Annotated in this window: 19 protein-coding genes; 11 read left to right on the top strand and 8 right to left on the bottom strand. The window is 69.2% G+C overall.

Features of this window, described 5'->3' with window-relative positions; all coding sequences use genetic code 11:
• Positions 1-463 precede the first annotated feature (463 nt).
• The 4 genes from F0U63_RS38005 to F0U63_RS37990 all read left to right on the top strand — a co-directional run bounded on the left by F0U63_RS38005 (position 464) and on the right by F0U63_RS37990 (position 4,603).
• A complete protein-coding gene (locus tag F0U63_RS38005) occupies positions 464-1,840 on the top strand; it encodes a DUF4403 family protein (RefSeq protein WP_395837947.1) in 1,377 nt (458 codons plus the stop codon).
• Between the two features lie 269 nt (positions 1,841-2,109).
• On the top strand, positions 2,110-2,892 hold the full coding sequence (locus F0U63_RS38000) for a hypothetical protein (RefSeq protein ID WP_395837945.1): 783 nt from the start codon (positions 2,110-2,112) through the stop codon (positions 2,890-2,892).
• Positions 2,889-3,491, top strand: a complete 603-nt coding sequence (locus tag F0U63_RS37995; protein ID WP_395837943.1) for a hypothetical protein — start codon at positions 2,889-2,891, stop codon at positions 3,489-3,491. Before F0U63_RS38000 ends, F0U63_RS37995 begins: the two co-directional genes overlap by 4 nt.
• Positions 3,492-3,586: 95 nt before the next feature.
• A complete protein-coding gene (locus F0U63_RS37990; protein ID WP_395837941.1) occupies positions 3,587-4,603 on the top strand; it encodes an aldo/keto reductase in 1,017 nt (338 codons plus the stop codon).
• Between the two features lie 3 nt (positions 4,604-4,606).
• Here the strand turns inward: F0U63_RS37990 and F0U63_RS37985 are convergent, their stop codons facing one another.
• Positions 4,607-5,584, bottom strand: coding sequence for a class I SAM-dependent methyltransferase (locus tag F0U63_RS37985; RefSeq protein ID WP_395837939.1), 978 nt, complete (start codon positions 5,582-5,584; stop codon positions 4,607-4,609).
• 132 nt (positions 5,585-5,716) lie between these two features.
• Here F0U63_RS37985 and F0U63_RS37980 point away from each other — a divergent pair, with 132 nt between their 5' ends.
• Together F0U63_RS37980 and F0U63_RS37975 are read left to right on the top strand one after the other, a co-directional pair.
• Positions 5,717-6,859, top strand: coding sequence for a cystathionine gamma-synthase (locus F0U63_RS37980; RefSeq protein WP_395837937.1), 1,143 nt, complete (start codon positions 5,717-5,719; stop codon positions 6,857-6,859).
• Positions 6,860-6,938: 79 nt separating this feature from the next.
• Positions 6,939-8,108: a tetratricopeptide repeat protein gene (locus tag F0U63_RS37975; protein WP_395837935.1), complete on the top strand. Its 1,170-nt coding sequence runs from the start codon at positions 6,939-6,941 to the stop codon at positions 8,106-8,108.
• Here F0U63_RS37975 and F0U63_RS37970 read toward each other — a convergent pair.
• The 5 genes from F0U63_RS37970 to F0U63_RS37950 all read right to left on the bottom strand — a co-directional run bounded on the left by F0U63_RS37970 (position 8,105) and on the right by F0U63_RS37950 (position 13,154).
• On the bottom strand, positions 8,105-8,971 hold the full coding sequence (locus tag F0U63_RS37970) for a branched-chain amino acid transaminase (protein ID WP_395837933.1): 867 nt from the start codon (positions 8,969-8,971) through the stop codon (positions 8,105-8,107). The genes F0U63_RS37975 and F0U63_RS37970 overlap by 4 nt on opposite strands.
• Positions 8,972-8,996: 25 nt before the next feature.
• Positions 8,997-9,596 carry a LysE family translocator gene (locus tag F0U63_RS37965; protein WP_395837931.1) on the bottom strand — a complete coding sequence of 200 codons (600 nt, stop codon included), beginning with the start codon at positions 9,594-9,596 and terminating at the stop codon, positions 8,997-8,999.
• Positions 9,597-9,604: 8 nt separating this feature from the next.
• Positions 9,605-10,876, bottom strand: a complete 1,272-nt coding sequence (locus F0U63_RS37960; RefSeq protein WP_395837929.1) for a DUF6421 family protein — start codon at positions 10,874-10,876, stop codon at positions 9,605-9,607.
• A 10-nt stretch (positions 10,877-10,886) separates the two neighbouring features.
• On the bottom strand, positions 10,887-11,450 hold the full coding sequence (locus F0U63_RS37955; RefSeq protein ID WP_395837927.1) for a hypothetical protein: 564 nt from the start codon (positions 11,448-11,450) through the stop codon (positions 10,887-10,889).
• Positions 11,451-11,786: 336 nt separating this feature from the next.
• Complete coding sequence (locus F0U63_RS37950) at positions 11,787-13,154, bottom strand: pyridoxal-phosphate dependent enzyme (protein ID WP_395837925.1); 1,368 nt, start codon at positions 13,152-13,154, stop codon at positions 11,787-11,789.
• Between the two features lie 271 nt (positions 13,155-13,425).
• Here F0U63_RS37950 and F0U63_RS37945 point away from each other — a divergent pair, with 271 nt between their 5' ends.
• Entirely contained in the window at positions 13,426-14,463 is a 1,038-nt protein-coding gene (locus F0U63_RS37945; protein WP_395837923.1) for an aminoglycoside phosphotransferase family protein, read from the top strand.
• Between the two features lie 28 nt (positions 14,464-14,491).
• Entirely contained in the window at positions 14,492-15,511 is a 1,020-nt protein-coding gene (locus F0U63_RS37940) for a sugar phosphate nucleotidyltransferase (protein ID WP_395837921.1), read from the top strand.
• Between the two features lie 7 nt (positions 15,512-15,518).
• On the opposite strand, the gene F0U63_RS37935 is transcribed toward F0U63_RS37940, so the two are convergent.
• Together F0U63_RS37935 and F0U63_RS37930 are read right to left on the bottom strand one after the other, a co-directional pair.
• On the bottom strand, positions 15,519-16,283 hold the full coding sequence (locus tag F0U63_RS37935) for a Stp1/IreP family PP2C-type Ser/Thr phosphatase (protein WP_395837919.1): 765 nt from the start codon (positions 16,281-16,283) through the stop codon (positions 15,519-15,521).
• 116 nt (positions 16,284-16,399) lie between these two features.
• Positions 16,400-16,756: a DUF192 domain-containing protein gene (locus F0U63_RS37930; RefSeq protein ID WP_395837917.1), complete on the bottom strand. Its 357-nt coding sequence runs from the start codon at positions 16,754-16,756 to the stop codon at positions 16,400-16,402.
• 18 nt (positions 16,757-16,774) lie between these two features.
• On the opposite strand from F0U63_RS37930, the gene F0U63_RS37925 reads away from it, so the two are divergent.
• From F0U63_RS37925 to F0U63_RS37915, 3 genes are all read left to right on the top strand, one after another.
• Complete coding sequence (locus F0U63_RS37925) at positions 16,775-17,278, top strand: tRNA (cytidine(34)-2'-O)-methyltransferase (protein WP_002627018.1); 504 nt, start codon at positions 16,775-16,777, stop codon at positions 17,276-17,278.
• A 33-nt stretch (positions 17,279-17,311) separates the two neighbouring features.
• Entirely contained in the window at positions 17,312-21,424 is a 4,113-nt protein-coding gene (locus F0U63_RS37920; protein WP_395837915.1) for a DnaJ domain-containing protein, read from the top strand.
• Between the two features lie 194 nt (positions 21,425-21,618).
• Complete coding sequence (locus F0U63_RS37915; RefSeq protein WP_395837913.1) at positions 21,619-24,252, top strand: response regulator; 2,634 nt, start codon at positions 21,619-21,621, stop codon at positions 24,250-24,252.
• The last annotated feature ends 19 nt before the right edge of the window (positions 24,253-24,271 follow it).

Here is a 24,271-nt window from a genome sequence, read left to right as displayed (position 1 = left end):
CGGGGTAGGGGAGGGAAGACAGTGGGGACTGCCGGCGCAATGAAGCACGTTCCCGTTCAACCAAACAAGACGCATGCGGACGTCTTGCATTCGCCCGGTCTACCCAAGGCTTTCCAGCCGGAAAGTTGAAGGAGGGGTGCCCGCGAAGCGAGGGTTTCCGGTTCTACCCGACGCCCCGGTGTGCTCGCGGGGGTTGAACGAAGGGGGCGGGGATTTTGCCCCATCCGTCGTGAAGGTTGGAAGGGGGGCCCGCCCGTCATCGTGTCCCCCTGGGAACCCGGCTGGCCGGTTGGGGTATAGTGCGCGCCGCACTCCTCGTGCCCCTTTCTTCCTCATGCTTCGTTCGCGCCTTCGTCCCGTTCCCTCGCTCCTCGCGTCCCTCGCCCTCGTGTCCTGTGGGGGTCCCCGTCTCGAGGCGCAGAGCCTCCAGCCACCTCCGCCCGCCTCCAATGGGGGCCGGCCGGTGTCGGATCCTCCGCCCTCGCGCATCGTCATCCACGCCACCATCTTCCGCGAGGCCCTCATCCGGAAGATGGCCGAGAGCCTGCCCCGCTCGGGCGAGGGGGATGCCGACCTGCTGGCGGGCCAGAAGATCCACTACACCTGGCAGCGCGAGCCGGTGACGCTCAAGTTCGATCGCGGCCGTGTGGTGGTGGGCGTCAACGTCCTCGGGCGCTTCAACATGCTCGGGGAGCGGCAGATGCCCATCTCCCTCACCATCGCTGGCGAGCCGGTCATGACGGCCGACTTCAAGGCGCTGCTGCAGTCCACCGAGGTGAAGGTGGTGGCCTCCGGGCCGGTGGACGCCGTCAACCGGGCCATCGAGGACAAGCTGCACGGCCTCGTGGGAAAGACGCTCGACGACTTCCGCTTCGACGTGCGCCCCATGGTGGCCAACGCCTTCTCCCGGCTCGCCCGGCCCATCGAGATTCCCGTGGGCGATCAGCTGGCGTGCGCCGAGCTGAAGGTGACCAACCTGGAGGCCTCGCCCACGGTGCTCGCCGATGGTTTCGAGAAGGACCTCGGCATCGTCGTGATGCCCTCGGTGACGCTGCCCTGCACCCCGGTGGCCAGCCTCGCCCAGGCTCCCGATGCCGGCACCCCCGACGCAGGGACGGACACCCGGCTCGCCAGTGGCACCCCGGGCGCCTCGGCGCAGCCGGCCACCTACGTGGCGGGTAGCTCCTCCGGAGATGGAGGCACCCCGGCGGACGGGGGCGTGGTGGCCAGCGACGTGCGCATGCCCCTGCTGCAGAACGTCTCCACCCTGCCTTCGGGTCCCTTCAAGGTGGTGGTGCCCGTGGCCGCGCGCTACGAGGAGCTGTCCAAGGCGCTCGAGTCCTCCATGAACGGGCGGCTGTTCTTCTCCGCCTCCAATCCCGAGCTGTACATGGAGAAGCCCCAGGTCTACCCCTCGGATGACACGGTGGTCATCCGGATGAACCTCGGGGGCAGGGCCCGGGTGGGGGACTACTCGGTGGGCGTGGGCGGCGAGCTGTTCTTCGCGGGGCACCCCCACGTCATCGACAACCAGCTCTCCGTGCCGGACCTGGAGATCACCCCGGGCACGGCCAGCGAGCTGGTGAAGCTCAAGTTCGCCCTGGACTACGCGTCCATCCGCGACCAGGCCCGGCAGGCGCTCCGGGTGGACGTCTCCGAGCGGCTCGCGGCGGTGAAGGACAAGCTGTCCACCGAGGTGTCCTTCGACGACAGCCTGGGCTGTGTGCGCGGCCAGGTGCTGCGCTCCGAGGTGACGGGCGTCTACCCGCATCCCTCCTTCCTGCGCATCTACGTGCAGGTGGATGCCCAGCTCGGCCTGTATCTGCCCTGCAAGGGATAGGGCGCCCGAAATCCCCTGCGGCGGAGGGAGGGACGCGTTGATGACGCCCCTCCCTCTACTGGTCTCCCTGGTCCATTTCTGAAACGAGCTCTTCTCCGCTGCCGGGGGAGGGGCGTGCCTTGCGTGACTTTTGAAGTCACGTCCTCTAGAGTCTCCTCCGTGCTTGCCGGTGCCTCACCGAGATGCTAGGTTCTCTGGGTGGAAGGGAATTCCGTGTTTTCAGCCGGGAGAGAGATCTCAGCGGAGAGAGCGGTTCGATGGACGGGTCCATGGCGAACGTGACTTCACCCGGAGGGCTGCGCGGGACCTTGTGGGCTTCGCTCCTGACGATCCTGGGTTGTGCCTCCACCCCACCCATCGAAGGGGTCGTGCGCCCCAGGCCCGGAGAAGCCTTCCTGGAGAGCCTCCCAGGCCCGATGCCCGGCTTCGGACCCTTCGACTCCTACTCGGATGCGCTGATCGCCGCCTGTCCGCGCATCCTGTCCAAGCCCCATGCGACCGCGGGCCGAGCGCAAGCCCAGGACTTCCAGTTGCGCTGGCGAGTCTCGCGCGAGTACTGCGCCTGGCTCTATTACACCCCGGATCACAAATACGAGATGAGCATGCTGACGGACCAGTCGCGGCCGGATGGTCTGGACAGGAAGAAGAGCTGTGTCCTTCCGTTCCACGTGGAGGATCAGCGCTACCCGCCGGGCAGCCTCGAGTATGTCTTCGCGCTCCACAACCATCCCTACGCCGCCCGGCTCTCCGACGATGACATCCAGTCCATCGTCTCGAAGGGACGGCTCCACGGCTTCGAGGCCGAGACCCACGAGGGCAAGGTCAAGCTCGCCGTCATCGCGTTCTTCTCGAACTCAGCAGACACCGAGCACCCGACGTGTGATGGTTTCTTTCAATACATTCCGCTGACGAGTCAATTGTTGAAGTGGACCCAGGCCCAGGGCGAGTGGCGCTGCCAGCAGACGGGTACTGTCCGCTGGCTCAACGAGACGGACTTTCGCGTCGAGGCACACGTGGCGCCCTGCCAGCTGTCCTCCGGGGGGGCGCCATGAGACCCAGCCGCCTGCCCCTCGCGCTCACGGTCTTCCTCTCCAGCTGCGCGCTCTTCCACCCCGCGGCGCCCCGCACCCCGGAGGACCCCTCCATCCGGTTCCCGTCCTTCCACGAGCGCTTCGCCACGCCAGTGGGCGGGGAAGGCCAGACGTATGAACTGGATGGCGTGACGCTCCGGGCCCTCTCCATCGCCGCGCAGGACTTCCTGCCTTCCGGCGGCGCTCAGGCGTCGTGCGCGGACAAACCAGAGGCCCTCCGCTACCGGGTCATCCGGCAGGGAGAGATCATCTTCGTGCGGATCTCCCTGAACCCCGCCGGCTGCGAGCACGCCATCCTGGACGGGGGGGTGAAGTACGCCATCCACACCGATGGCCGCATCCTCCGCCGCCTCTTCGACGGAGAGCCCGAGGCACTGCCTCCGGAATCCGATCCAGCGCAGGTGCCGCCCTCGCCCGCCGCACCGGTGCCCACGTCCCAGGTCGGCTCCACCTCGGCCCCGCCCGCGGCTGGCCTGCCCTCGTCCTGGTTCGATGGGGGCACTCCCGACGCCGGAAGCCCTGGCGCGGATGGCGGCGTCCAGACTCCCGACGCGGGCTGATCGCCCGCCCATGATAGGGCGTCCGAAAACCCCTGCGGCGGAGGGAGGGACGCGTTAAGTCACGCCCCTCCCATTCCCTGGAGGGGTTGACGCACATGAACTACCGGATGCTGGGCCGCACGGGCCTGTATGTGTCGGAGTTGTGTTTCGGAGCGATGACGTTTGGTGGGGAGGGCTTTTTCAAGGCCGTCGGGACCCAGGGCCAGTCCGAGGCCGATGCGCTGGTGGGCCGCTGCCTGGACTCGGGCATCAACTTCTTCGACACCGCGAACGTCTACTCCAACGGCCTGTCCGAGCAGATCCTCGGCAAGGCGCTGGGAGCGCGGCGCAAGGACGTCGTGCTCGCCACCAAGGTGCGCGGGCGCATGGGCCCCGGTGTCAACGAGGTGGGCCTGTCCCGTGGACACATCATGGACTCGGTGCATGCCAGCTTGAAGCGGCTGGGCACCGATTACATTGATTTGTATCAGATTCATGGCTTCGATGCCGTCACGCCGCTTGATGAGACATTGCGCGCGCTCGATGATCTCGTACGTCAGGGCAAGGTGCGCTACCTCGGGGCCTCCAACCTCGCGGCCTGGCAGTTGATGAAGGCGCTCGGCATCAGCGAGCACCGGGGGCTCGAGCGCTTCGAGTCGTTGCAGGCCTACTACAGCATCGCGGGCAGGGATCTGGAGCGGGAGCTGGTGCCCTTGATGAAGGATCAGCAGGTGGGCTTGATGGTGTGGAGCCCGCTGGCGGGTGGTTTCCTCAGCGGCAAGTACCGCCGGGGAGCCCAGGGTCCCGAGGGCGCTCGCCGCACCCAGTTCGACTTCCCGCCGGTGAACCAGGAGCGGGCCTACGCCGTCATCGACGTGATGGATGGCATCGCCAAGGCGCACTCCAGCTCGGTGGCGCGGGTGGCGCTGGCGTGGCTGCTGCACCAGCCGCACGTCACGACGATCATCATCGGCGCCAAGACGGCCGAGCAGCTCGAGGACAACCTCGCGGCGCCCGAGCTGAAGCTCTCGCCCGAGCAGCTCGCCGCGCTGGAGACCGCCTCGGCGCTGCCCGCCGAGTACCCGGGCTGGATGCTGGAATTCCAGGGCAAGAACCGCTGGCCCACTCCCTGACGTTCAGCGGGGTGCCACCATGCGCCAGCAGCGGTGGATCTGCTGGCGTTGGAAGTCCTCGGGGATGGAGCCCGGGGTGAGTTCCTCCACCTTCGCGTAGTGGCGCACGGCGGAGTCCTTCAACTCGAAGCCCAGGAAGTTGGTGGAGAAGTAGAGCACGCCGCCGGGCGACAGCAGCGCGCCGAGCGCCTCCAGCATGCGCACGTGATCCCTCTGCACGTTGAACGTCCCCTGCATGCGCTTGGACGTGGAGAAGGAGGGTGGATCGCACACCACGAGATCGAAGGTCTCCTCGGGGTTGTCCTTCTGGGACAGCACCCAGGCGAGCGCATCCCCGCGCAGCAGGGTGTGGCTCGCATTGGACAAGCCATTGAGCGCCAGGTTGTCCTCGGCCCAGTCGAGATAGGTATTGGACAGGTCCACGCTCAGGGTGCGCGTGGCCCCGCCCGCCGCGGCGTACACGGTGAAGGCGCCCGTGTAGCAGAACAGGTTGAGGAAGCGCTTGCCCCGGGCCTCCTCCCGCACCCGGGCCCGCGTCAGCCGGTGGTCCATGAACAGGCCCGTGTCCAGGTAGTCCCCCAGGTTCACCCAGAACTTCAGCCCCTGCTCCTCCACCACGAGGCGCTCGCCGCTCTCGCCCACCCGCCCGTACTGCGAGCGGCCCCACGGCTGGGGCAGGTGCGTCTTCACGTGGATGTACGCCGCCGGCACGTCCAGCACCGCCCTCACCGCCTCCAGCACCTCCGCGCGTTGCTCCTCCAGCCCTCCCTTGATGGCCTTGCGGCGGGGGTACTCCACCAGGTGCACCCGCTCGCCGTAGAGGTCCACCGCATAGGGGTATTCGGGGATGTCCCGGTCATAGACGCGGAAGGCGGTGAGCCCCCGGGCCTTCGCCCACTTGCGGAAGTGCCGCACGTTCTTGCGCAGGCGGTTGGCGAACATGCCTTCCCCCGCCTTGGAGCCCTGGTCCGCTGTCGTCATCCCGACGTGTCCTCTCCCGTGTGCCTGTTTCCTCTCTTCTCCGACTCTTCACCCGCCGGCAAGCGTTCCGCACCCACCGTCCCGGGTTCTCCCGGCCTCCCGGGGACATGGGGAGTGTGCTAGTTCGCCGCCATGCGCTTCGACACCCTCGCCATCCACGCCGGCCAGGAGCCGGATCCCACCACCGGCGCCATCATGACGCCGGTCTACCTGACCTCCACTTATGTCCAGGACGGTCCGGGTGAGCACAAGGGCTACGAATACAGCCGGACCCAGAACCCCACCCGCAAGGCGCTCCAGGAGTGTCTGGCGGCGCTCGAGGGCGCCAGGCACGGGTTCGCCTTCGCCTCGGGTCTGGCCGGCACGGCCATGTTGATGCACCTGCTCAACGCGGGCGACCACGTCGTCGTCTCGGACGACGTGTACGGCGGCACCTTCCGCATCTTCGACAAGGTGTTCCGGCGCCATGGCCTGGAGTTCTCCTTCGTGGACCTGTCCCGCCCGGAGTCCTTCGAGGCCGCCATCACCCCGAAGACGAAGATGGTGTGGGTGGAGTCGCCCACCAACCCCATGCTCAAGCTCATCGACCTGGCGCGCATCGCCGAGACGGCGAAGAAGCGCGGCATCCTCTCGGTGTGTGACAACACCTTCATGACCCCGTACTTCCAGCGTCCGCTGGAGCTGGGCTTCGACGTGGTGACGCACTCCACCACGAAGTACCTCAACGGGCACAGCGACGTGGTGGGCGGCTTCGTGTGCACGAGCGACGACGAGCTCGCCCAGCGCATGGGCTTCCTGCAGAACGCGGTGGGCGGCGTGCCCGGCCCCATGGACTGCTTCCTGGTGCTGCGCGGCGTGAAGACGCTCGGCGTGCGCATGGAGCGCCACGCGCAGAACGCGCACAAGGTGGCCGAGTTCCTCGTCAAGCACCCCAAGGTGAGCAAGGCCACCTACCCGGGCCTGGAGAGCCACCCCCAGTACGCGCTCGCCCGCAAGCAGATGAAGGGCTTTGGCGGCATGATGACCTTCGACATCAAGGGCGGTCTGGACTCCGCGCGCCGCTTCCTCAAGGCCGTCAAGGTGTTCGCCTGCGCCGAGTCGCTCGGCGGCGTGGAGTCGCTCATCGAGCACCCGGCCATCATGACGCACGCCTCCGTCCCCAAGGAGACGCGCGAGCTGCTCGGCATCTCCGATGGGCTCATCCGCCTGTCCGTGGGCATCGAGGACGCGCAGGATCTCATCGACGACCTGAAGCAGGCGCTCGAAGTGGCGTAAGGTGGAGTCCGGGGGGCTCGCTCCCCCCGGGAGCGCCTGGACTCCCGGTGTCTGTCGCTGTTCGCGGAGGTGGCCGCTCATGACGAAGGTCTCCCTTCAAGCCGAGGAGGGTGCTCGCCTGGTGAAGCAAGGAAAGCCGGAGGAGGCGATCCGGGAGTTCGAGCGCGCCCTGGCGCATGATGCCCAGGATGGCAACGCGCTGCTGGGCCTGGCGCGGCTGCGCCTGTCGCGAGGCGAGAACGACGCCGGGCGCGCCCTGTTGCGCCGCCTGCTGAAGGTGGAGCCCGAGCACGCCGAGGCGCAGGTCCACCTGGCGCGGCTCGATGCCGCGGCGGGAGACGAGAAGGCGCTCGCGGTGCTGCGGAAGCTGGCGGCCAGTAAGGACGCGGATGCCTTCGTGCTGCTCAACCTCGGGCAGGCATTGCTCACCCGTGGGCGGTTCGAGGACGCGGCGGAGGCGTTCGAGCGCGCGCTGCGGCTGCAACCCGAGGAGTCTTCCGTCCTGCTCTCCCTGGGCATCGCGCGGCAGGGGCAGGGCAAGGGGGAGCAGGCGCTGCAGCACTTCCAGAAGGCCACGGAGGTCAACCCGAGTGACTACCAGGCGCCCCTGCTCGCCGCGAGGCTGCTCGTCCATCAGGGCCAGTTCAACCGGGCCCTGACGCTGATGAAGCAGGCCCTGGAGCGGGTGCCGGACAAGGCGGAGCTCTACCCCGAGCTCATCCAGCTCTATTTGCTGATGGGCGAGACGAAGGGCGCGATGCGGGTGGCCGCCGAGTTCCGCACGCACAGCCCGCGCAACGCCGCGGCGGCCTACCTGCACGGGCTGACGAACATGATGATGGGCTACACGCAGGAGGCCGAGCGGTTGTTGAACGCCTCGCTGTCGTTGGACCCGAAGGGCATCGACGCGCGCCTGGCGCTGGCCAACATGCGCCGCACGGAGGGCGACCAGGTCGGGGCGCTGAAGTGGTTGGAGGAAGCCTGGAAGCTCAATCCCCAGGCGCCGGGGCCCGCGTGCGAGCTGGCGGTGCTCTTCATGTCCCAGCCTGGGGGCGCGGCCCAGGCCGTCCAGCTCCTGAGGGTGGCGCTCGGGGCCCATCCCGATGAGCCGAGCCTGAACCTCAACATGGCGCTGGCGCTCGCCGACAGCGATGTGCCCAAGGCGCGCGAGCATGCGCTCCGGGCCAAGGCCTGGGGGCCGAAGAGCATCCGGGAGCACGCCGAGCGGCTGCTGTCCCGCCTGTCCTAGCCGCGCACCAGCGCCTGATAGGCGGCCACGAGCCGCCGGCTGATCGCTCCCACGGGATAGGCGCGGTCGTCGATCTCCCGGACGGGTTGCACCTCGTAGGCGGTGCCGGTCAGGAACACCTCGTCGGCCTCCCGGAGCCGCGCGCGGGTGATGCGCTCCTCGGCGACCTCGAGCCCCAGCCCGCGAGCCAGCTCGATCACCACGGCGCGCGTGATGCCATCGAGGAAGGTGTCCGCGATCGGCGTGACGAGGCGCCCGCGTTCAACCAGGAAGAGATTGGCTCCGCTCGCCTCGGCCACGAAGCCCTGGTGGTCCAGGATGAGCACATCCTCGAAGCCGGCCTGCGCGGACTCGCGGCGGGCCAGCACGCCCGTCGCGTAGACGCCGGCCGTCTTGGCCTTCACCGGCAGCATGGTGCCCACCATGCGGGTCCACTGCGTGGTGCGCAGGCGGATGCCGCGCGTCTGCGCCTCCTGCCCGAACACCGCGGGCCAGGACCACGTCGCGATCGCCACGTGCACGCGCGCGCCCTCGGCCGACAACCCGATGTCCTCGCTGCCCAGCCAGGCGATGGGGCGGACGTACCCGTCCTGGATGCCATTGACCCGCACCACCTCTTGCGTGGCTCGCTCCAGGGTGGCGGTGTCGAACGGGAGCGGGAAGCTCATCAGCTCGGCCGAGCGCCGCAGCCGCTCCGTGTGCTCGGTCAGCTTGAAGATGCGCCCCCCATAGGCCCGCTCGCCCTCGAAGACCGAGGTGCCGTAGTGCAGCCCGTGGGTGAGCACGTGGACGCGTGACTCACGCCAGGGGGTGAGTTCGCCATCCATCCAGATGTAGCCCTCGCGGTCGGCAAGGTCGGCCATGTGCATGCTCCTGAAGGGGGGAGGCTCACTCGAAGACGAAGGGCAGCACCGAGGCCACCACCAGCACGGCCATCGTCACGTTGAAGACGCGCAGCCACAGCGGCTCGCGAAGGAGCCGCTCGAGCGCCGCGCCGACGGACGCCCACAGGGCCACGCAGGGGAAGCTCACCGCGGCGAAGATTCCCGCGATGAGCAGCGACTCGATGAGGACGTCGCGGTCGGGCGAGGTGTAGGTGGTGACCGCGCCCGCCGCCATGATCCAGGCCTTGGGATTGACCCATTGGAAGCCCGCCGCCTGGACGAAGCTGAGCGGCTTGCTCGTCGTCTCCGCGGAGCCGGTGGACGGGCCCGAGGTCGCGATCTTCCAGGCGAGCCACAGCAGATAGACCAGGCCCACATAGCGCAGGATGACGTGGATCTGGGGCAGGGCCCGGAACACCCCGCCGAGGCCCAGGCAGATGGCGAGCAGCATCAGGGGAAAGCCAAACGCGATCCCCGCCATATGCGGCAGCGTGCGCCGGAAGCCGAAGTTCGCCCCCGAGGCGGTCAGCATGATGTTGTTGGGCCCGGGGGTGATCGAGGTCGACACCGCGAAGGCGGCGAGTGGGAAGAAGAGGTCGCTCATGACCAGGACTAGTACACCAGGGAATCGAAGGAGAGGATGCGGTCGGAGGGCCGCAGCCCGACGTGGGTGCGGTAGTCCTCGGGCAGCCGGAAGCGGTGGCCGGGCTGCTCGCCCTCGGGCACGAGCGTGCGCACGAACGTCTTGGCCTCGGCCTTGTAGCGGGCGTCATCGGTGATGCGCTCGAGCTCCTCGACGCGCGCGATGAGCCCCTTCAGCGCGGCCACGAGCGTGTCGCGGTCCAGGTCGAGCCCCTGTTGTCCGGCTCGCGGACGGATCGCCCCCTGGCTGAGCAGCCACTGGAAGAGCAACACGCCCGTGCCGGCGTCGAAGTTGGTGGTGCAGTCCGGCTGCTGGGGGTAGCGCAGCATGCGCTCGAACAGCGCGAACTCGAGCACCTCGATGCCAAAGGGCACGCCGGGCTCGAGGCAGGTGAGCATGGTCTGACAGTCGACCTTGGTCTCCTCGAGCAGTCCGACGAACCAGTTGAGTTTGATCTGAAGGTTCTCGTCGAACGGCCGGGGGCCCCGGTGGTGGTGATAGTCGTGGAGGTAGCCCCAGACACACCGCGCCCGGTAGAACGCCTCGGGAGAGAGCGAGAGGGAGCGCCAGCGCTCCTCGCCGGTGATGAGATCCCTCGGGCCGAAGAGCCGCTCCACCGCCGGCATGGTGAAGGACAGGTAGATGTCGCTGAACTTGTTGAAGAAGAACAGCGCGTAGTCCTGGCTCTGGACCTTGGTGGCGGCGGCGATGTTCTCGGGGAAGAAGACGATGCAGTTGCCCTCCCGCAGGCCCTTCGAGCCGTACAGGAGCCGCGAAGACTGGCACTTGTTCTTCGGGTGGGGATAGTCCTGCTCCAGGCGCAGGCACTCCTCGGGCTCCTCGCGGTAGGCGAGGAAGCACTCGAGGAAGTGTCCGCGCGGCGCAGGTCCGTTGGTGGCCAGCAGGGGCGCGCAGAAGAAGGTCACCCCGTCGCCGCGCGGGGGACGGTAGGTCTGCAGGGTGCGATCGTAGGTGGGCTGCTGGTCCAGACCGCGCTCCCGCCACTCCTGGGTGTCGGCCGCGAAGGCCTCGCCGAGCCCCGGCACCTGGGCGGCCGCGGCCGTGGTCGCCACCAGGGGGACGATGCGCTCGAGCAGGCGGTGGGCCTCGTCGGGATCTCGTGTGACCGCGCCATTGGGCGCCTGGAGTTCGCGAAAGCGGTCGAGCAGGGGCACGAGCTGGTGGGCGACGAGCTCGGTGGCGGAATGGTTGGCGCGCAGGGCGTTCAGCGTGGGGCTCATGGCGGCACTTTCAGCGCGCGAGGGCGGTGGGAACGTGGAGGGTGAAGACCATGGGCACCGCGCCGTGGTTGGTGACGATCTGCAGCTTGTGGGCCGCCGCCGCCTTGGAGGTGGTGATGCACCCGTCCGTGCGTCCCTCGGCGCACTCGATCGCGGCCTGGGCGTTGCTGTTGACGAGCACGCGCCGCATGTCGGCGGGCACCAGCCCCTGTGGCGCGGGATGGGTCGCGACCACGCTCGGGGCGCCGCCCGTGCGCGAGGCGAGCACCATCTCGAAGGTGGGCATCACGAACGTATCGGCCACGGCGAGCCGGTGCAGGTTCGAGAAGACCAGGGTATGCAGCTGCGGATAGACCGCGCAGGCCAGCAGCGCGTGGCCCGGCGCCTGGGGCATGGCCTCCAGGGCTGTCTCCAGCGTCGCATACAGCTTGACGTCGCCGCGTTGGGGCCGGCCGTTGAACCAGAAGTGCGCGGCTTCCTCGCAGTTGGTGCCCGTGGGCCCGAGGGTATGGAGGACGCGGACTTCGGCCAGCAGGGCCGTGAGCCGGTTCGGAAGAGGGGACAGGCGTGTCATGGACCGTGACCTCTGAGCGAGCGCGGAAGCAGGCGTCGGGGTGCGGCGTGACGCATGCGCCGGGCAGGAGGCGTCCGGTTTCACGCGTCTGCCCATTGCCACTACGGCTCGCTGGAGCAGGAACGACGATTGTCGTCCTGTCACCAATGCCTCAGCCAGGCATGGAAAACAATGACAATCCGTAAACCCGTATTCTCATGAAATGGGAGTCTGTGGCCGTGCGGACCCCTCTGGGGGACACGTGCCGGTCCTGGTCACCCTCCTGGTGGGGGCGATGGCCAGGACCGGCCGGTCTTCTCCTTCAGAGGCGGGCGTCGGTCCCCGCCGGCGGCCCGGTCAGGGCGCCTCGCGGTGCAGGTGCTCGATGAGATCGATCTTCGTGATGACGGCGAGCACCTTCTCGCCCTCCTTCACCACGGCGACCTTGTCCTGGTTGAACACCTCGCGCAGCCGGTTGAGGCTCGTCTCCGGCGCCACCACGCCCTGCAGCGGCGTGACGATGCTGTCGATGGTGTCCGCGAACTTCACCTGGTGGGCCACCAGCGCGTTGAGCAAGTCATACTCGTGGATCATCCCGAGCGCGCGTCCGTCCTCGGCGAGCACCGGCATCTGGCTGATGCCGCGCTGGCGCATCGTCTCCACCACCTGGTCCACGCGCTGGCCCTTGCGCGCGGTGATGACGTCCTTCTTCTTGCCCTGGAGCAGATCGCGCACCGTGCCCGCGCCCTTCTCCTCCATGAAGCCGTTGTCGCGCATCCACTCGTCCGAGTGGAACTTGCTGATGTAGCTCATGCCGGTGTCGGGGAGGATGACGACGATCGTCTTGCCCTTGCCCACTTCCTTGGCGAGCTGCACCGCCACGTGCACCGCCGCGCCCGCCGAGCCACCCGCGAAGATGCCCTCCTCGCGCGCCAGCCGCCGCGCCGCCACGAAGCTCTGGCGGTCATCCACCTGGCGCACGTCGTCCAGCACCTTGAAGTCCATGGCGCCGCACAGCATGTCCTCGCCGATGCCCTCGACCTTGTAGACGTGCGGCTCGGTCAGCTTGCCCGTCTTGAAGTAGCCCTCGTACACGGAGCCTTCCGGATCCACGCCCACGTTCTTCAGGCCGGGGATCTTCTCCTTGAGGAACTTGCCCGCGCCGCTCATCGTGCCGCCCGTGCCCAGGCCCGACACGAAGTAGTCGATCTTCCCCTCCGTCTGCTCGAGGATCTCCGGACCGGTGATCTTGTAGTGCGCCTCGATGTTGTCGGGGTTGTGGTACTGGTTGAGCATGAACGCGCCCGGGGTCTCCCGGTGCAGGCGCTTGGCCGTCTCGTAGTAGCTGCGCGGATCCTCGGCCGGCACGTTCGTGGGCGTCACCACCACCTGCGCGCCAAAGGCCTTCAGGCGGTTGATCTTCTCCAGCGACATCTTGTCCGGCATGGTGAAGATGCACTTGTAGCCCTTGACCGCCGCGGCCAGCGCCACGCCCATGCCCGTGTTGCCCGAGGTGTTCTCCACGATGGTGCCGCCGGGCTTGAGCTTCCCCTCTCGCTCGGCCTTCTCGATGATGTAGAGCGCCATCCGGTCCTTGATGGACGCGCCGGGATTCATGAACTCGCATTTGACCAGCACCGTCGCGTCGTTCGGACCGACCAGGCGCTGCAGCTTGACCAGGGGGGTGTGGCCAATCGCCGAAAGGATGTTGTCGTGGATGTCCATCGGAAACTCTCGTGTGGGGTAGGGAGCGGCGCGTCCTTATTACCGCTCTGGAACAGTGGGGTCGACCCTCGCCGACGTCATCCCCCAGCCTCTTTCAACATTCCGCCGGATTCCCATCTTCCGACGCGGCGCAGCGCGGGAGTGGACACGATTCACGTCCCGCGCGACGAGGGAATGACGCGCTCTGGCACCGGGGTTTTGACCCGGCTCGTGCGCGCTCCCATACTCGCGCGCCGTTTTCACCCACTCGTTGCAGGAGAACCGCATCCCTATGGAACTCGAGGCCGCGCTGCGCGACCAGGTCGGGAAGGCCATTGGCCGCCCCGTGCCCCAGGCTCCCATCACCAAGCTCAAGGGCGATGCGAGCAACCGCTCGTACTACCGCGTGGGCACCGCGCCGGAGAGCTGGGTGTTGATGGTGATGCCGTTGGATGCCTCGAAGAAGAGCGAGGAGGCGTCCAAGGGCGAGCCGCCCAAGGAGCTGCCCTTCATCAACGTGCACCGCTACCTCGAGGGGCTGGGCATCCGCGTGCCGCGCATCCTGCGCTACGACGAGCCCGCCGGGATGATGGTGCTGGAGGACCTGACGGACAAGACGTTCGAGGCGGCGCTCGAGGGCGGCAAGCACCGCGATGAGCTGTACACCCGGGCGGTGGATCTGCTCGCGCGCCTGCGCGCCCAGGCCGAGCGCCACGTGGACCCCCAGTGCCTCGCCTTCACGCGCGCCTTCGACGAGGACCTCTACGACTGGGAGCTGCACCACTTCCGGGAGTGGGGCATGGAGGCGTGGAGCGGGAAGAAGCCCACGGACGCCGAGCGCGCCGAGCTGGACCGCGTCTTCCGCGACATCGCCAGGCAGCTGGCCGCCGCGCCGCGGGGCTTCACGCACCGCGACTACCAGAGCCGCAACATCATGGTGAAGGATGGCGAGCTGGTGGTCATCGACTTCCAGGACGCGCTCCAGGGCCCGCGCCAGTACGATCTCGTGGCGCTCCTGCGCGACAGCTACGTGGAGCTGGACCGCGGCTTCGTGGACGCCATGCTCGACCGGTACATCGCCACGTTCGCGCAGCTCACGGGCGAGCGCATCGAGCCCCAGGGTTTCAAGGCCTTCTTCGATCTGCTCACGCTGCAGCGCAAGATGAAGGACGCGGGCCGCTTCGAGTTCATCAACCGCGTGAAGGGCAACCCGGGCTTCCTGGTGTCCATCCCCGCGTCGCTGCGCTACGTGCGCGACGCCTTCGAGCGGCGGCCGGAGATGAGCGGGCTGCGCAAGCTGGTGGCGAAGTACGTGCCCGAGCTGGGCTGAGGCGCGACCAAGGAAAGAGGGGCCGCACATGAAGGCGATGATTCTCTGCGCGGGGCTGGGCACGCGCCTGCGTCCGTTCACCGAGCGCTGGCCCAAGCCGGCCCTGCCGTTCCTCGGTCAGCCCCTCTTCCGCTATCACCTGGCGGTGCTGCGCGGCGCGGGCGTGCGGGAGGTGGGCATCAACACCCACCACCTGCCGGACGTCATGGCGGCCACCGCCCGCGCCGAGTGCGAGCGCGCGGGGCTGGCGCTGCACGTGGTGCACGAGCCCGTCATCCAGGGCACCGGCGGCGGCATCCGCGGCCTGAAGGACTTCCTGTCGGGCGAGGACTTCCTCGTCTTCAACGGCGACATCCTCTTCCCGGTGGACCTGCGCCCGGTGCTCCAGGCGCACCGGGCGTCGGGCGCGGCGGCGACGATGGTGCTGTTGCCCATGCCGGAGAACGAGAAGTACGCCTCGGTGGACGTGGATGCGCGGGGCCAGGTGCGGCGCATCGCGGGCTTCGGGCCCGGAGGCGAGGGGCTCACCCCCTGGCACTTCACGGGCGTGCATGTGATGACTCCGCGCGTCTTCGACTTCATGACGCCCGAGGGGCCCGAGGACATCAACCGCGACGTCTACGTGCGGATGATGGAGGCGGGCGTGCCCGTCCGGGGCGAGGGCGTGCGCGCGTACTGGTCGGACCTGGGCACGCCGTCGCGCTACCTGGCCACCGTGCGCGACGTGCTCTCCGGACAGGTGTCCCTGGAGGGGCTGGGCGGGGATTCGCCCTTCGCCCTGGCGCCCAGGGGAGCGGACAACGCCTGGGCCCATGCCTCGGCCCGGGTGGAGGGGCGGGTGGTGGGACCGGCGCACTTCGACGCGGGGTGCACGGTGGCGCGGGGCGCGCACGTGGGCGCCTGCGTGTCCGTGGGCGCCGGGGTCCGGGTGGGGGAGGGCGCCCGGTTGGAGCGCGCCGCCCTCCTGGAGGGCACCGAGGTGGCGCCCGGGGAGTCGCTCGTGGAGGTGATGGCCTGGGGCGCCCACCGGGTGGCGGCGCCGCTCTAGCGGCCCGTCAGTTGGCGTGGAAGCGTGCGAGCACGCACGTGACGTTGTCCGTGCCGCCCGCGGCGTTCGCCAGATCGATGAGCTGCGAGCACGCCGTCTCCAGCTCGTCCGTGCGCGCCAGCAACTCCTGGATCTGCGGATCCGTCACCATGCCGGACAGCCCGTCCGAGCACAGCAGGAAGATGTCGTCCTGCTGCGGCTCCACCTTCGTCACGTCCACCTGCACCAGCTCCTTCATCCCCAGCGCCCGGACGATGACGTTCTTGTGGGGGAAGTTCTCGATCTCCTCGGGCGTGAGCTTCTTGGCCTTGAGGTAGTCGTTGAGCAGCGAGTGGTCCTCGGTGAGCTGCTTGAGCACGCCGTGACGGAAGAAGTACACCCGGCTGTCGCCCACGTGTCCCACGTAGGCCGAGTCCTTGGTGAAGTGCACCGAGACGATCGTCGTCCCCATGCCCTTGTACTTCGTGTCGTGGCTGGCCTTCTCGTAGATGCTCTTGTTGGCCAGCTTGATGCCCGTGGCCAGCCGGTTCTCGTCGTAGTTGCGCGCCTTGTCCATCTTGAAGGGCCAGGTGGCGTCCTGGTCCTTCGCCGTCATCCGGAAGAACTCGGCCAGTTCGTCCACCGCGATCTTCGAGGCGATCTCCCCCGAGGAGTGCCCGCCCATGCCGTCGGCGACGCAGCACAGGTTCTCCTCCGGCAGGATGAGGTAGTTGTCCTCGTTGTGGTTGCGCTTCATCCCGACGTGGGTGTGGCCAGCGACCTCAATGCGCATGCTCGGGAATTCTCCAGCGTGTCCAGGGTGTGCGTGGACGGAGCAGGCAGGTTAACAAAGCGTCCCAAGAGGGGTCAAAACCCAAGCGCTCCGGGCACGGGCGTTCCCCTGGCGGCTCACGGGACGGGCTCGAACACCAGCTTGTCCCCCTCCCGCGTCCCACTGGCCTCCAGCGTCCCCGCGGGCAGCTCCAGCACCGATTTCGCCTGGAAGTACACCGACGTCGCCCGCCAGGGCGGCAGGGCCACGAACTGCTTGACGATTACCCCGTCCAGATCGAGGAAGGCCACGTCGATGGGGATGCGCATGAAGAAGGTGTGGATGGAGTTGCAGGGCGCGATGTGCATCCCCTCGCCCAGCGCCAGCGAGCGCCGCCCCATCAGCCCCACGAATCGGTCCCGGAAGCTCGTGGCCCGCTCGGCGCGATCCGCCAGCAGGCGGTCTCGTGTCACATTGTTCACTCTCAGGCGCATGTCGCGCTTTCTACTCCAATGCTCCAGCCCCTGGCGCGCCCCTTCCACCTCGTCCTCGTCTCCCCGCAGATTCCCCCCAACACCGGCAACATCGCCCGGCTGTGCGCCGTCACCGGCTGCCGCCTCATCCTCGTGGAGCCCCTGGGCTTCTCCATCGATGACCGGCACCTCAAGCGCGCCGGGCTCGACTACTGGGACAAGGTCTTCCTCAAGCTCTACCCGGACTACGGCGCCTATCTGGCCGAGTGGCCCTCGGCCAGGCGCTGGCTCTTCTCCGCCCGCGCCGCTACATCCCTGTACGCCGCGCGCCTCGAGGAGGGAGATCACCTCGTCTTCGGCTCGGAGACCCAGGGCCTGCCCCCCGAGGTGATGACCGGAGGCTCGGGAACGGCCGTCACCCTGCCCATGCTGCCCGAGCGCCGCAGCCTGAACCTGTCCACCGCCGTGGGCATCGCCGCCTACGAGGCCCTGCGCCAGGTGGGCTTCGGCCTCCCGGGCGGGCGGGCGGACACGCCGAGTTGAGAGGAGGGGCGGAGCGACTACACTGAGGCCCGTATGTCGTCCGCTTCGCAGGTCGCCGAAACCCTCTACTCCGCCCACAAGTCCCGCGCCACCGGCCGCCTCACGCTGAGCGCCGGCGGCCGGCAGTCGCTGCTGTTCCTCCAGGGAGGTGACCTGGTGGGGACCCGGCTCGGCTTCGGCTTCCAGACCCCGGTGCAGGCCCTGGTGCAGGCCGGCCGCATCCACGCCGGGCTGCTGGATGCGCTCTGGGCCCGGGAGAGCGCGGGCACTCCGGACGAGGATCTACTGGAGGAGTTGGGGCTGGAGCCGGGCAAGGTGGCCGAGCAGCAGGTGCTCGCCGAGGTGCGGCGCCTGAGCCAGCTCGCCGAGCATGCCGCCTTCGAGGAGGACGGGATCGAGGCGATGTTCCGCCCCATCGCGGGCGCGCGCGTCGTGCGTGCCGCGCTGGAGCCCGTCGAAGGCGAGCCCTCCGCGCCCCGCATGTTCCGCTGCGCGGATGCGGCGGCCTGCGCTCCCTGGGTGTCGGGTGAGGAGGAGATGGCGTTTCTCTCGTCGCTGGTGGATTTCCAGCGGCTGGAGGGGCTGCCGCTCGGCTCGCGGACGCTGCTTCATGTGCTGGAGCGTGAGGGCCTCGTCGAGTCCTTGTCCGTCGAGGACTGGATGGCGCGCGAGAACGCGCGTCGGGAGGAAGCGGCTCGGCTGGCCGAAGAGGCGCGACTGGCGGAAGAGGCGCGACTGGCCGAAGCCGTGCGACTGGCGGAAGAGGCGCGACTGGCCGAAGAGGCTCGGCTAGCGGAAGAGGCTCGGCTAGCGGAAGAGGCGCGACTCGCGGAAGCGGCCCGGCTGGCCGAAGCCGCGCGACTGGCGGAAGAGGCTCGGCTGGCGGAAGCCGCACGACTGGCTGAAGAGGCTCGGCTGGTCGAAGAGGCCCGCTTGGCGGAAGAGGCTCGTCTGGTCGAAGAGGCGCGACTGGCCGAAGAGGTCCGGTTGGCCGAAGAGGCGCGACTGGCCGAAGCCGCGCGACTGGCGGAAGAGGCGCGGCAGGCGGAAGCCGTGCGACTGGCGGAAGAGTCACGGCTGGCGGAAGAGGCACGGTTGGCCGAAGAGGCGCGGCAGGCGGAAGCCGTGCGACTGGCGGAAGAGGCACGGCTGGCCGAAGAGGCCCGGCTAGCGGAAGAGGCACGACTGGCGGAAGCCGTGCGACTGGCGGAAGAGGCACGGCTGGTCGAAGAGGCACGGCTAGCGGAAGAGGCACGACTGGCGGAAGCCGTGCGACTGGCGGAAGAGGCACGGCTGGCCGAAGAGGCACGGCTAGCGGAAGAGGCGCGACTGGCGGAAGAGGCGCGGCTTGCCGAAGAGGCGCGGCTGGTCGAAGAGGCCCGCCTGGCGGAAGAGGCGCGGCAGGCGGAAGCCGCGCGACTGGCGGAAGAGGCTCGTCAGGCAGAAGCCGTGCGACTGGCAGAAGAGGCGCGACTGGCTGAAGAGGCGCGGCTGGCTGAAGAGGCGCGGCTGGCTGAAGAGGCGCGGCTGGCCGAAGAGGCACGGCAGGCGGAAGCCGTGCGACTCGCGGAAGAGGCGCGGCTGGCCGAAGAGGCACGACTGGCGGAAGCCGTGCGACTGGCGGAAGAGGCACGGCTGGCCGAAGAGGCACGGCTAGCGGAAGAGGCGCGACTAGCGGAAGAGGCACGGCTGGCCGAAGAGGCACGGCTGGCCGAAGAGGCACGGCTGGCCGAAGAGGCACGGCTGGCCGAAGAGGCACGGCTGGCCGAAGAGGTTCGGCAGGCGGAAGCCGCGCGACTGGCGGAGGAGGCGCGACTGGCTGAAGAGGCCCGGTTTGCCGAAGCCGTGCGACTGGCCGAAGAGGCACGATTGGCTGAAGAGGCCCGGCTAGCGGAAGAGGCTCGGCAGGCGGAAGCCGCGCGACTGGCGGAAGAGGCGCGACTGGCGGAAGAGGCGCGACTGGCGGAAGAGGCGCGACTGGCGGAAGAGGCGCGACTGGCGGAAGAGGCGCGACTGGCCGAAGAGACCCGGCAGGCCGAAGCCGCACGGCAGGCCGAGGAATCCTGGCGTCGAGCGGAGGAGTGGGCGCGCCTCGCGGAGACCGCTCGTGTCGCGGAGGCGCGGGCTCCTGTCGAAGTCTCGCAGTTGTCGGATGTGGCTCAGCTCGCCGAATTGGCCCAGCTGGCGGACGGGGAGTTTTTCTTCACCGCGGCCCCGGCCCCTCCAGAAGTGCCCGAGTCCAGTTCGGCTCCGCAGCTCGAGGTGTCGCTCGCCGACATCGCTCCCTCGTCCGAGGGCTGGTTCAATGCCATCCCGGACGCGGCCGTGCCTCCCCCCGAGGAGAACATCGCCGTGGACGTCGCGCTCCCGGTGGCCGCCGAACTGCCCGGGCACGAAGACACGGAGGGGCTCCGTCTGGCGCGTGAGCAGGCCGATGCCGCGCGGATGCAGGACATGCAGGAGGCGCTGCGTCGGACGGGGAGCACTCCTCCCGAGGACTGGCTCATCGAGGAGTCCGTTCCCACCACCGTGGAAACCGTCGCGGCGCCTGTCCCTCCGTCGCCCACGCTCGAGGCACCCGCCCCAGAAGAATCCTGGGACATGCTCACCGCCACTGATTGGTCCGAGCCCCTCGTCGCTCCGCTTCCCATGGCCGTTCCTCCCCGGCCCTCTGCTCCTCGTTCCGACGTCCCGCCAGGGATGCGCCCGCCCTCCGCTGGCGCACGCGCGTCCACGGCCTCCGTTCCGCCGGGCATGCGTTCGCCCTCGGCTGGCGCCCCTCCGCCCGCTCCCCGTCCGCCCGCTCCTCGTCCACCCGCTCCGGAATCGGCCGCTCCCCCGAACCTGTTCGCGCGGGGTCTCCCTCCCGCTGTTCCTCCTCCCGCTTCCCAGGGGGTCCAGGCCCCACGTCCCATGCTCGAGGACGCCCAATGGGGCGGCATGGGGTTCGGCAAGTCCCAGCCGGGCGAGGCTCCGGGAGACATCAGCGCTTCGTTCGAGGCCGCGCTACAGCAGGTCGACGGACAACTGGAGTCGTTCGTTCAGGTCGAGGTTCCCGCGACGGCCGTCGTCGCCGCCCCGCCTCCTCCCGCCCCGCCTCCCGCTGAGCCCGTTTCCCAGCCCGTGGTCGCGTCGCCCGCTGCCGTGCCGCTGATCGATGAGGCCGACTCGCTCGCGGAATGGGTCGATCTGCCCTTCGAGAACGAGGCTCCGAGCCCTCCCGCTGGCGACCCGCGAGCCATCGAACCTCAGCTCCCACCGCAGCGGGCCATGGACACGGGAGCCCGTCCGGTGTCTCCGCCAGTGCCCGCGCCGCCCGTGTCCGCGGCGCCCGTGCCCACGCCCGCGCCGCCGGTACCCGCGCCTGCTCCGGCCGTGCCCGCGCCCGCCGCCGCGGCGCCCGCGCAGGGCCACGACGAGGAGCAGCAACTCGCCCAGCTCATCGAGAAGCGCTACGCCGACGTGCAGTCCCGGCAGGATTACTTCTCCCTGTTGGGACTCGCCATCGGCCCGGACGTCAAGCGCGAGCAGGTGAAGGCGGCCTTCGTCGCACTCGCCAAGCGCTTCCACCCGGATCGTCTGCCGCCCTCGCTCTCCGAGCTCGCTCCGCGCATGACCATCGTCTACGAGTCCATCCGCGAGGCCTATGACGTTCTCTACGACGACGCCAGGCGCGCGACCTATCTCCAGGAGCTGCGCTCCAAGGGCTCGTTCCAACCACCGCCGCAACGCGCTTCCGGGGAAGATCCCAACGAGCTCTTCAAGGCGGGGGAGATCTTCTTCCGCAAGCGCGACTTCGTGGCGGCGGCCGACCATTTCGACCGCGCCTTCCAGGCCGAGCCCCGCGCGGTGTACCTGGCCGCCCGGGCCTGGGCCATCTACATGGACCCCCAGCGCAAGGCCGAGGTCTCCCGCGCCAAGCAGATGATGGCCGAGGCGCTGAAGATGGATCCGCGCTGCGACCGGGCCCACTACCAGCTCGGGGTGATTGCCCGGGTGGAGGGCGACATGGAGCGCGCCGAGCGGCACTTCCGCGAGGCCATCCGTGCGAGTCCCAAGCATCTGGAGGCCAACCAGGAGTTGCGGCTCATCGAGATGCGCAAGAAGAATCCGCCTCCCACCAAGAAGGGCGGCCTCTTCCGCTGAACCGGGCGCCGGGGGGGCTTGCCGCGACCGGGCCCCCGGAGTCCGGCCTCGCCGGGCACGTGCTCGTCCTCCTGGATGCTCGGCGAGTTCCCTCTCCCACGACCATTGACAGCCCTGGAGAGCGGGCCCGATCATCGCGCCTTCTCGGCGCCGGCCTTCCCTGGTAGGCCGTCCGCAGCGAAAGGCAATCGAACGTGGCCAAGCAGCACCTGCTCCTGGTCGATAGTGACCCGAAGAGTCTCCGTGTCATGGAGGTCAGCCTGAAGAAGGCCGGCTTCTCCGTCACGACCGCTGTTCACGGCAAGGACGCGCTCGAGAAGGTGCAGATCAGCACGCCGGACCTGGTGCTGTCGGACACGAAGATGCCCGAGATGGACGGCCTGGAGTTGTGCCGGACGCTCAAATCCGAGGAGCGCTACAAGCACATTCCCTTCGTCTTCCTCACCAACCAGAAGGCGGTCGAGGCCAAGGTGAAGGGCCTGGAGATGGGGGCGGACGACTATCTGACCAAGCCCATCTACATCAAGGAGATCGTCACCCGCGTGACGATGATCCTCCAGAAGGCGGACAAGGAGCGCATCGAGCGGCGCGAGACCACCAAGGGCGGTTTCGCGGGCAACCTGGTCGACATGGGCGTCGTGGACCTGGTGCAGACGTTCGAGATCGGCCGCAAGACGGGCACCATCTCCATCAAGGGCGATCGCGTCGCCACCATCTACTTCAAGGAAGGCCGCGTCATCGACGCGGAGATGGGCCGGCTCAAGGGCGAGAACGCCTTCTACCGCCTGCTCAACGCCACCGAGGGCGAGTTCGAGGTGCAGTTCTCCGCGCTGGATCGCTCCGAGCGCATCGAGGTCTCCACCCAGGGCCTGCTCATGGAGGGCATGCGCCGGCTGGACGAGTGGGGCCGCATGCTCGAGCAGCTGCCGCCCCTGGAGACGGTGTTCGAGATCGACTACCACCAGCTGGCCGACCGGCTCTCGGAGATTCCGGACGAGGTCAACGGGCTTTTGCGCCTCTTCGATGGCAAGCGCACCCTGAGCCGCGTGGTGGAGGACTCGGACTTCGACGACCTGGCGGCGCTGGGCATCATCAGCAAGCTGTACTTCGAGGGCCTCATCCGCGAGCTGGGCAGTGTCTCGCAGGAGCCCGTGCAGAGCGGCAAGCCGGGCATCGAGGAGTGGCTGCACACCGCGCCCGCGCCCAGCGCTCCCGTCGAGCCGGCGCCGGCTCCCGCGCCAGTTCTCGCGCCCGTGCCCGAGGCCGCTCCGCTCATGGTGGAGGCGACCGTCACCGCGGCCCCCGTCGTCCCGCCGGCCCCCGAGGTGCGTGCCTCGCCCCCGCCGCGCACCGAGGCGGAGGCTCCCCCGCGGCTCGCCAACGTGGTCGTCTTCGAGTCCCGGCGCCGCGCGCCCACCGCTCCCGAGGCGGACTTCATCGCGCCCCCACGCACCGCCGAGGGCTCCTCGTTCCTCGTGGATCCCGCCCCCGCGCACCGCGCCAAGGAGCAGGCGCAGCGCAGCCTGCTGCTCGATTGGAACCGGGTGGATGAGGATGGCCTCGGCTCCACCGGGGGATGGGGTCCGGGCTGGTCCCCGGCGCCGCGCGCTTCCGCTCCCGCTCCCACCGCCGGGTCCACGGCCGCGTCCGCGGCTTCCATGTCGCTCGGCGAGCTGTCTTCGCCCATGTCCCGGGCTCCCATCTTCGGAGGGGCCGCGGTGGAGCCCAATCCGCTGCCCGTGGTGCCTCCTCCCGAGCCCGCGGGCCCAGCGGAGGAAGTCACCCTGGTGTCGAGCGCGGTGATCGAGCCGGCCGCGCCGCCGGTGTCCGAGCCGCTGGTGCCTTCCGAGGCGCCCCCGCCCGTGCTGGAGGCCCAGCCGGAGCCCATGCCCGAGCCGATGCCCGTGCTGGAGCCGGAGCCCCTGCCCGTGCTGGAGCCGGAGCCCCTGCCCACGCTGGAGGCCCAGTTGGAGTCCCTGCCCGCGCCCGTGGTGGTGGCCCAACCGGAGCCGATGCCCGCGCCCAGGCCCGAGCCGAAGCAGGAAGCCCGGCCGGAGCCCAGGCCCGAGCCGAAGCAGGAGGCCCGGCCGGAGCCCAGGCCCCGTCCGGTGCCGTCGGAGCGCAAGCCGGAGGCGCCCGTCGCGCCGAAGCGGACGGGCCTCTTCATAGGCGTGGGGGTCGCGGCGATCGCCCTGGCCGCCGCGGTGGTGGTGATGACCCAATCGGGTGGCGCGAGCACGCCTCCGCCCGCACCGGTGCCGAGCACCGTGCCCACCTCCACGGCGACCCCTCCCAAGACGCCCACGTCTCCCGAGCCCAAGCAGCCCGAGCCGCCGAAGCCGGAGGTCCAGGCTCCCGCCCAGCCGGCGACGCCCCCCGCCGAGGCCGTCGCGGCGAACGGCACGCCTCCGGTGGAGGAGGGCAAGGAGCCGGCCGCGGGCAAGGCCGCGACGGATCCCGAGGCCGAGTACGCCGAGCTGACGCGCCAGGCGCGCAAGTCCCTGGCCAGCGAGCGCTACCAGGCCGCGGCCCGGAGCTACCGTCAGATGCTCGAGCTCAAGCCGGACTCCAACGAGGCCAAGGCGGGACTGGGCATCGCGCTCGTGCGCGGCGAGACGGGGAAGTACCGCGAGGCCATCGAGCTGCTGGAGGGCGTGACGAAGGAGCAGCCCCGCAACGCTAGCGCCTGGCTGTTCCTCGGCGTGGCTCGCGAGCAGTCCCGGCAGAACAAGAAGGCAATCGAGGCCTACAAGCGCTATCTCACCCTGGAACCCTCCGGGAAGTACGCTCCGGACGCACGGGCATCCCTCAAGGTGCTCGGCCAGTAGGCCCGACGGCGGGCTCCTG

The organism is Cystobacter fuscus (assembly GCF_044360685.1).
Lineage (GTDB): Bacteria > Myxococcota > Myxococcia > Myxococcales > Myxococcaceae > Cystobacter > Cystobacter fuscus_C.
This window is presented reverse-complemented; position numbering and strand designations above follow the sequence as displayed.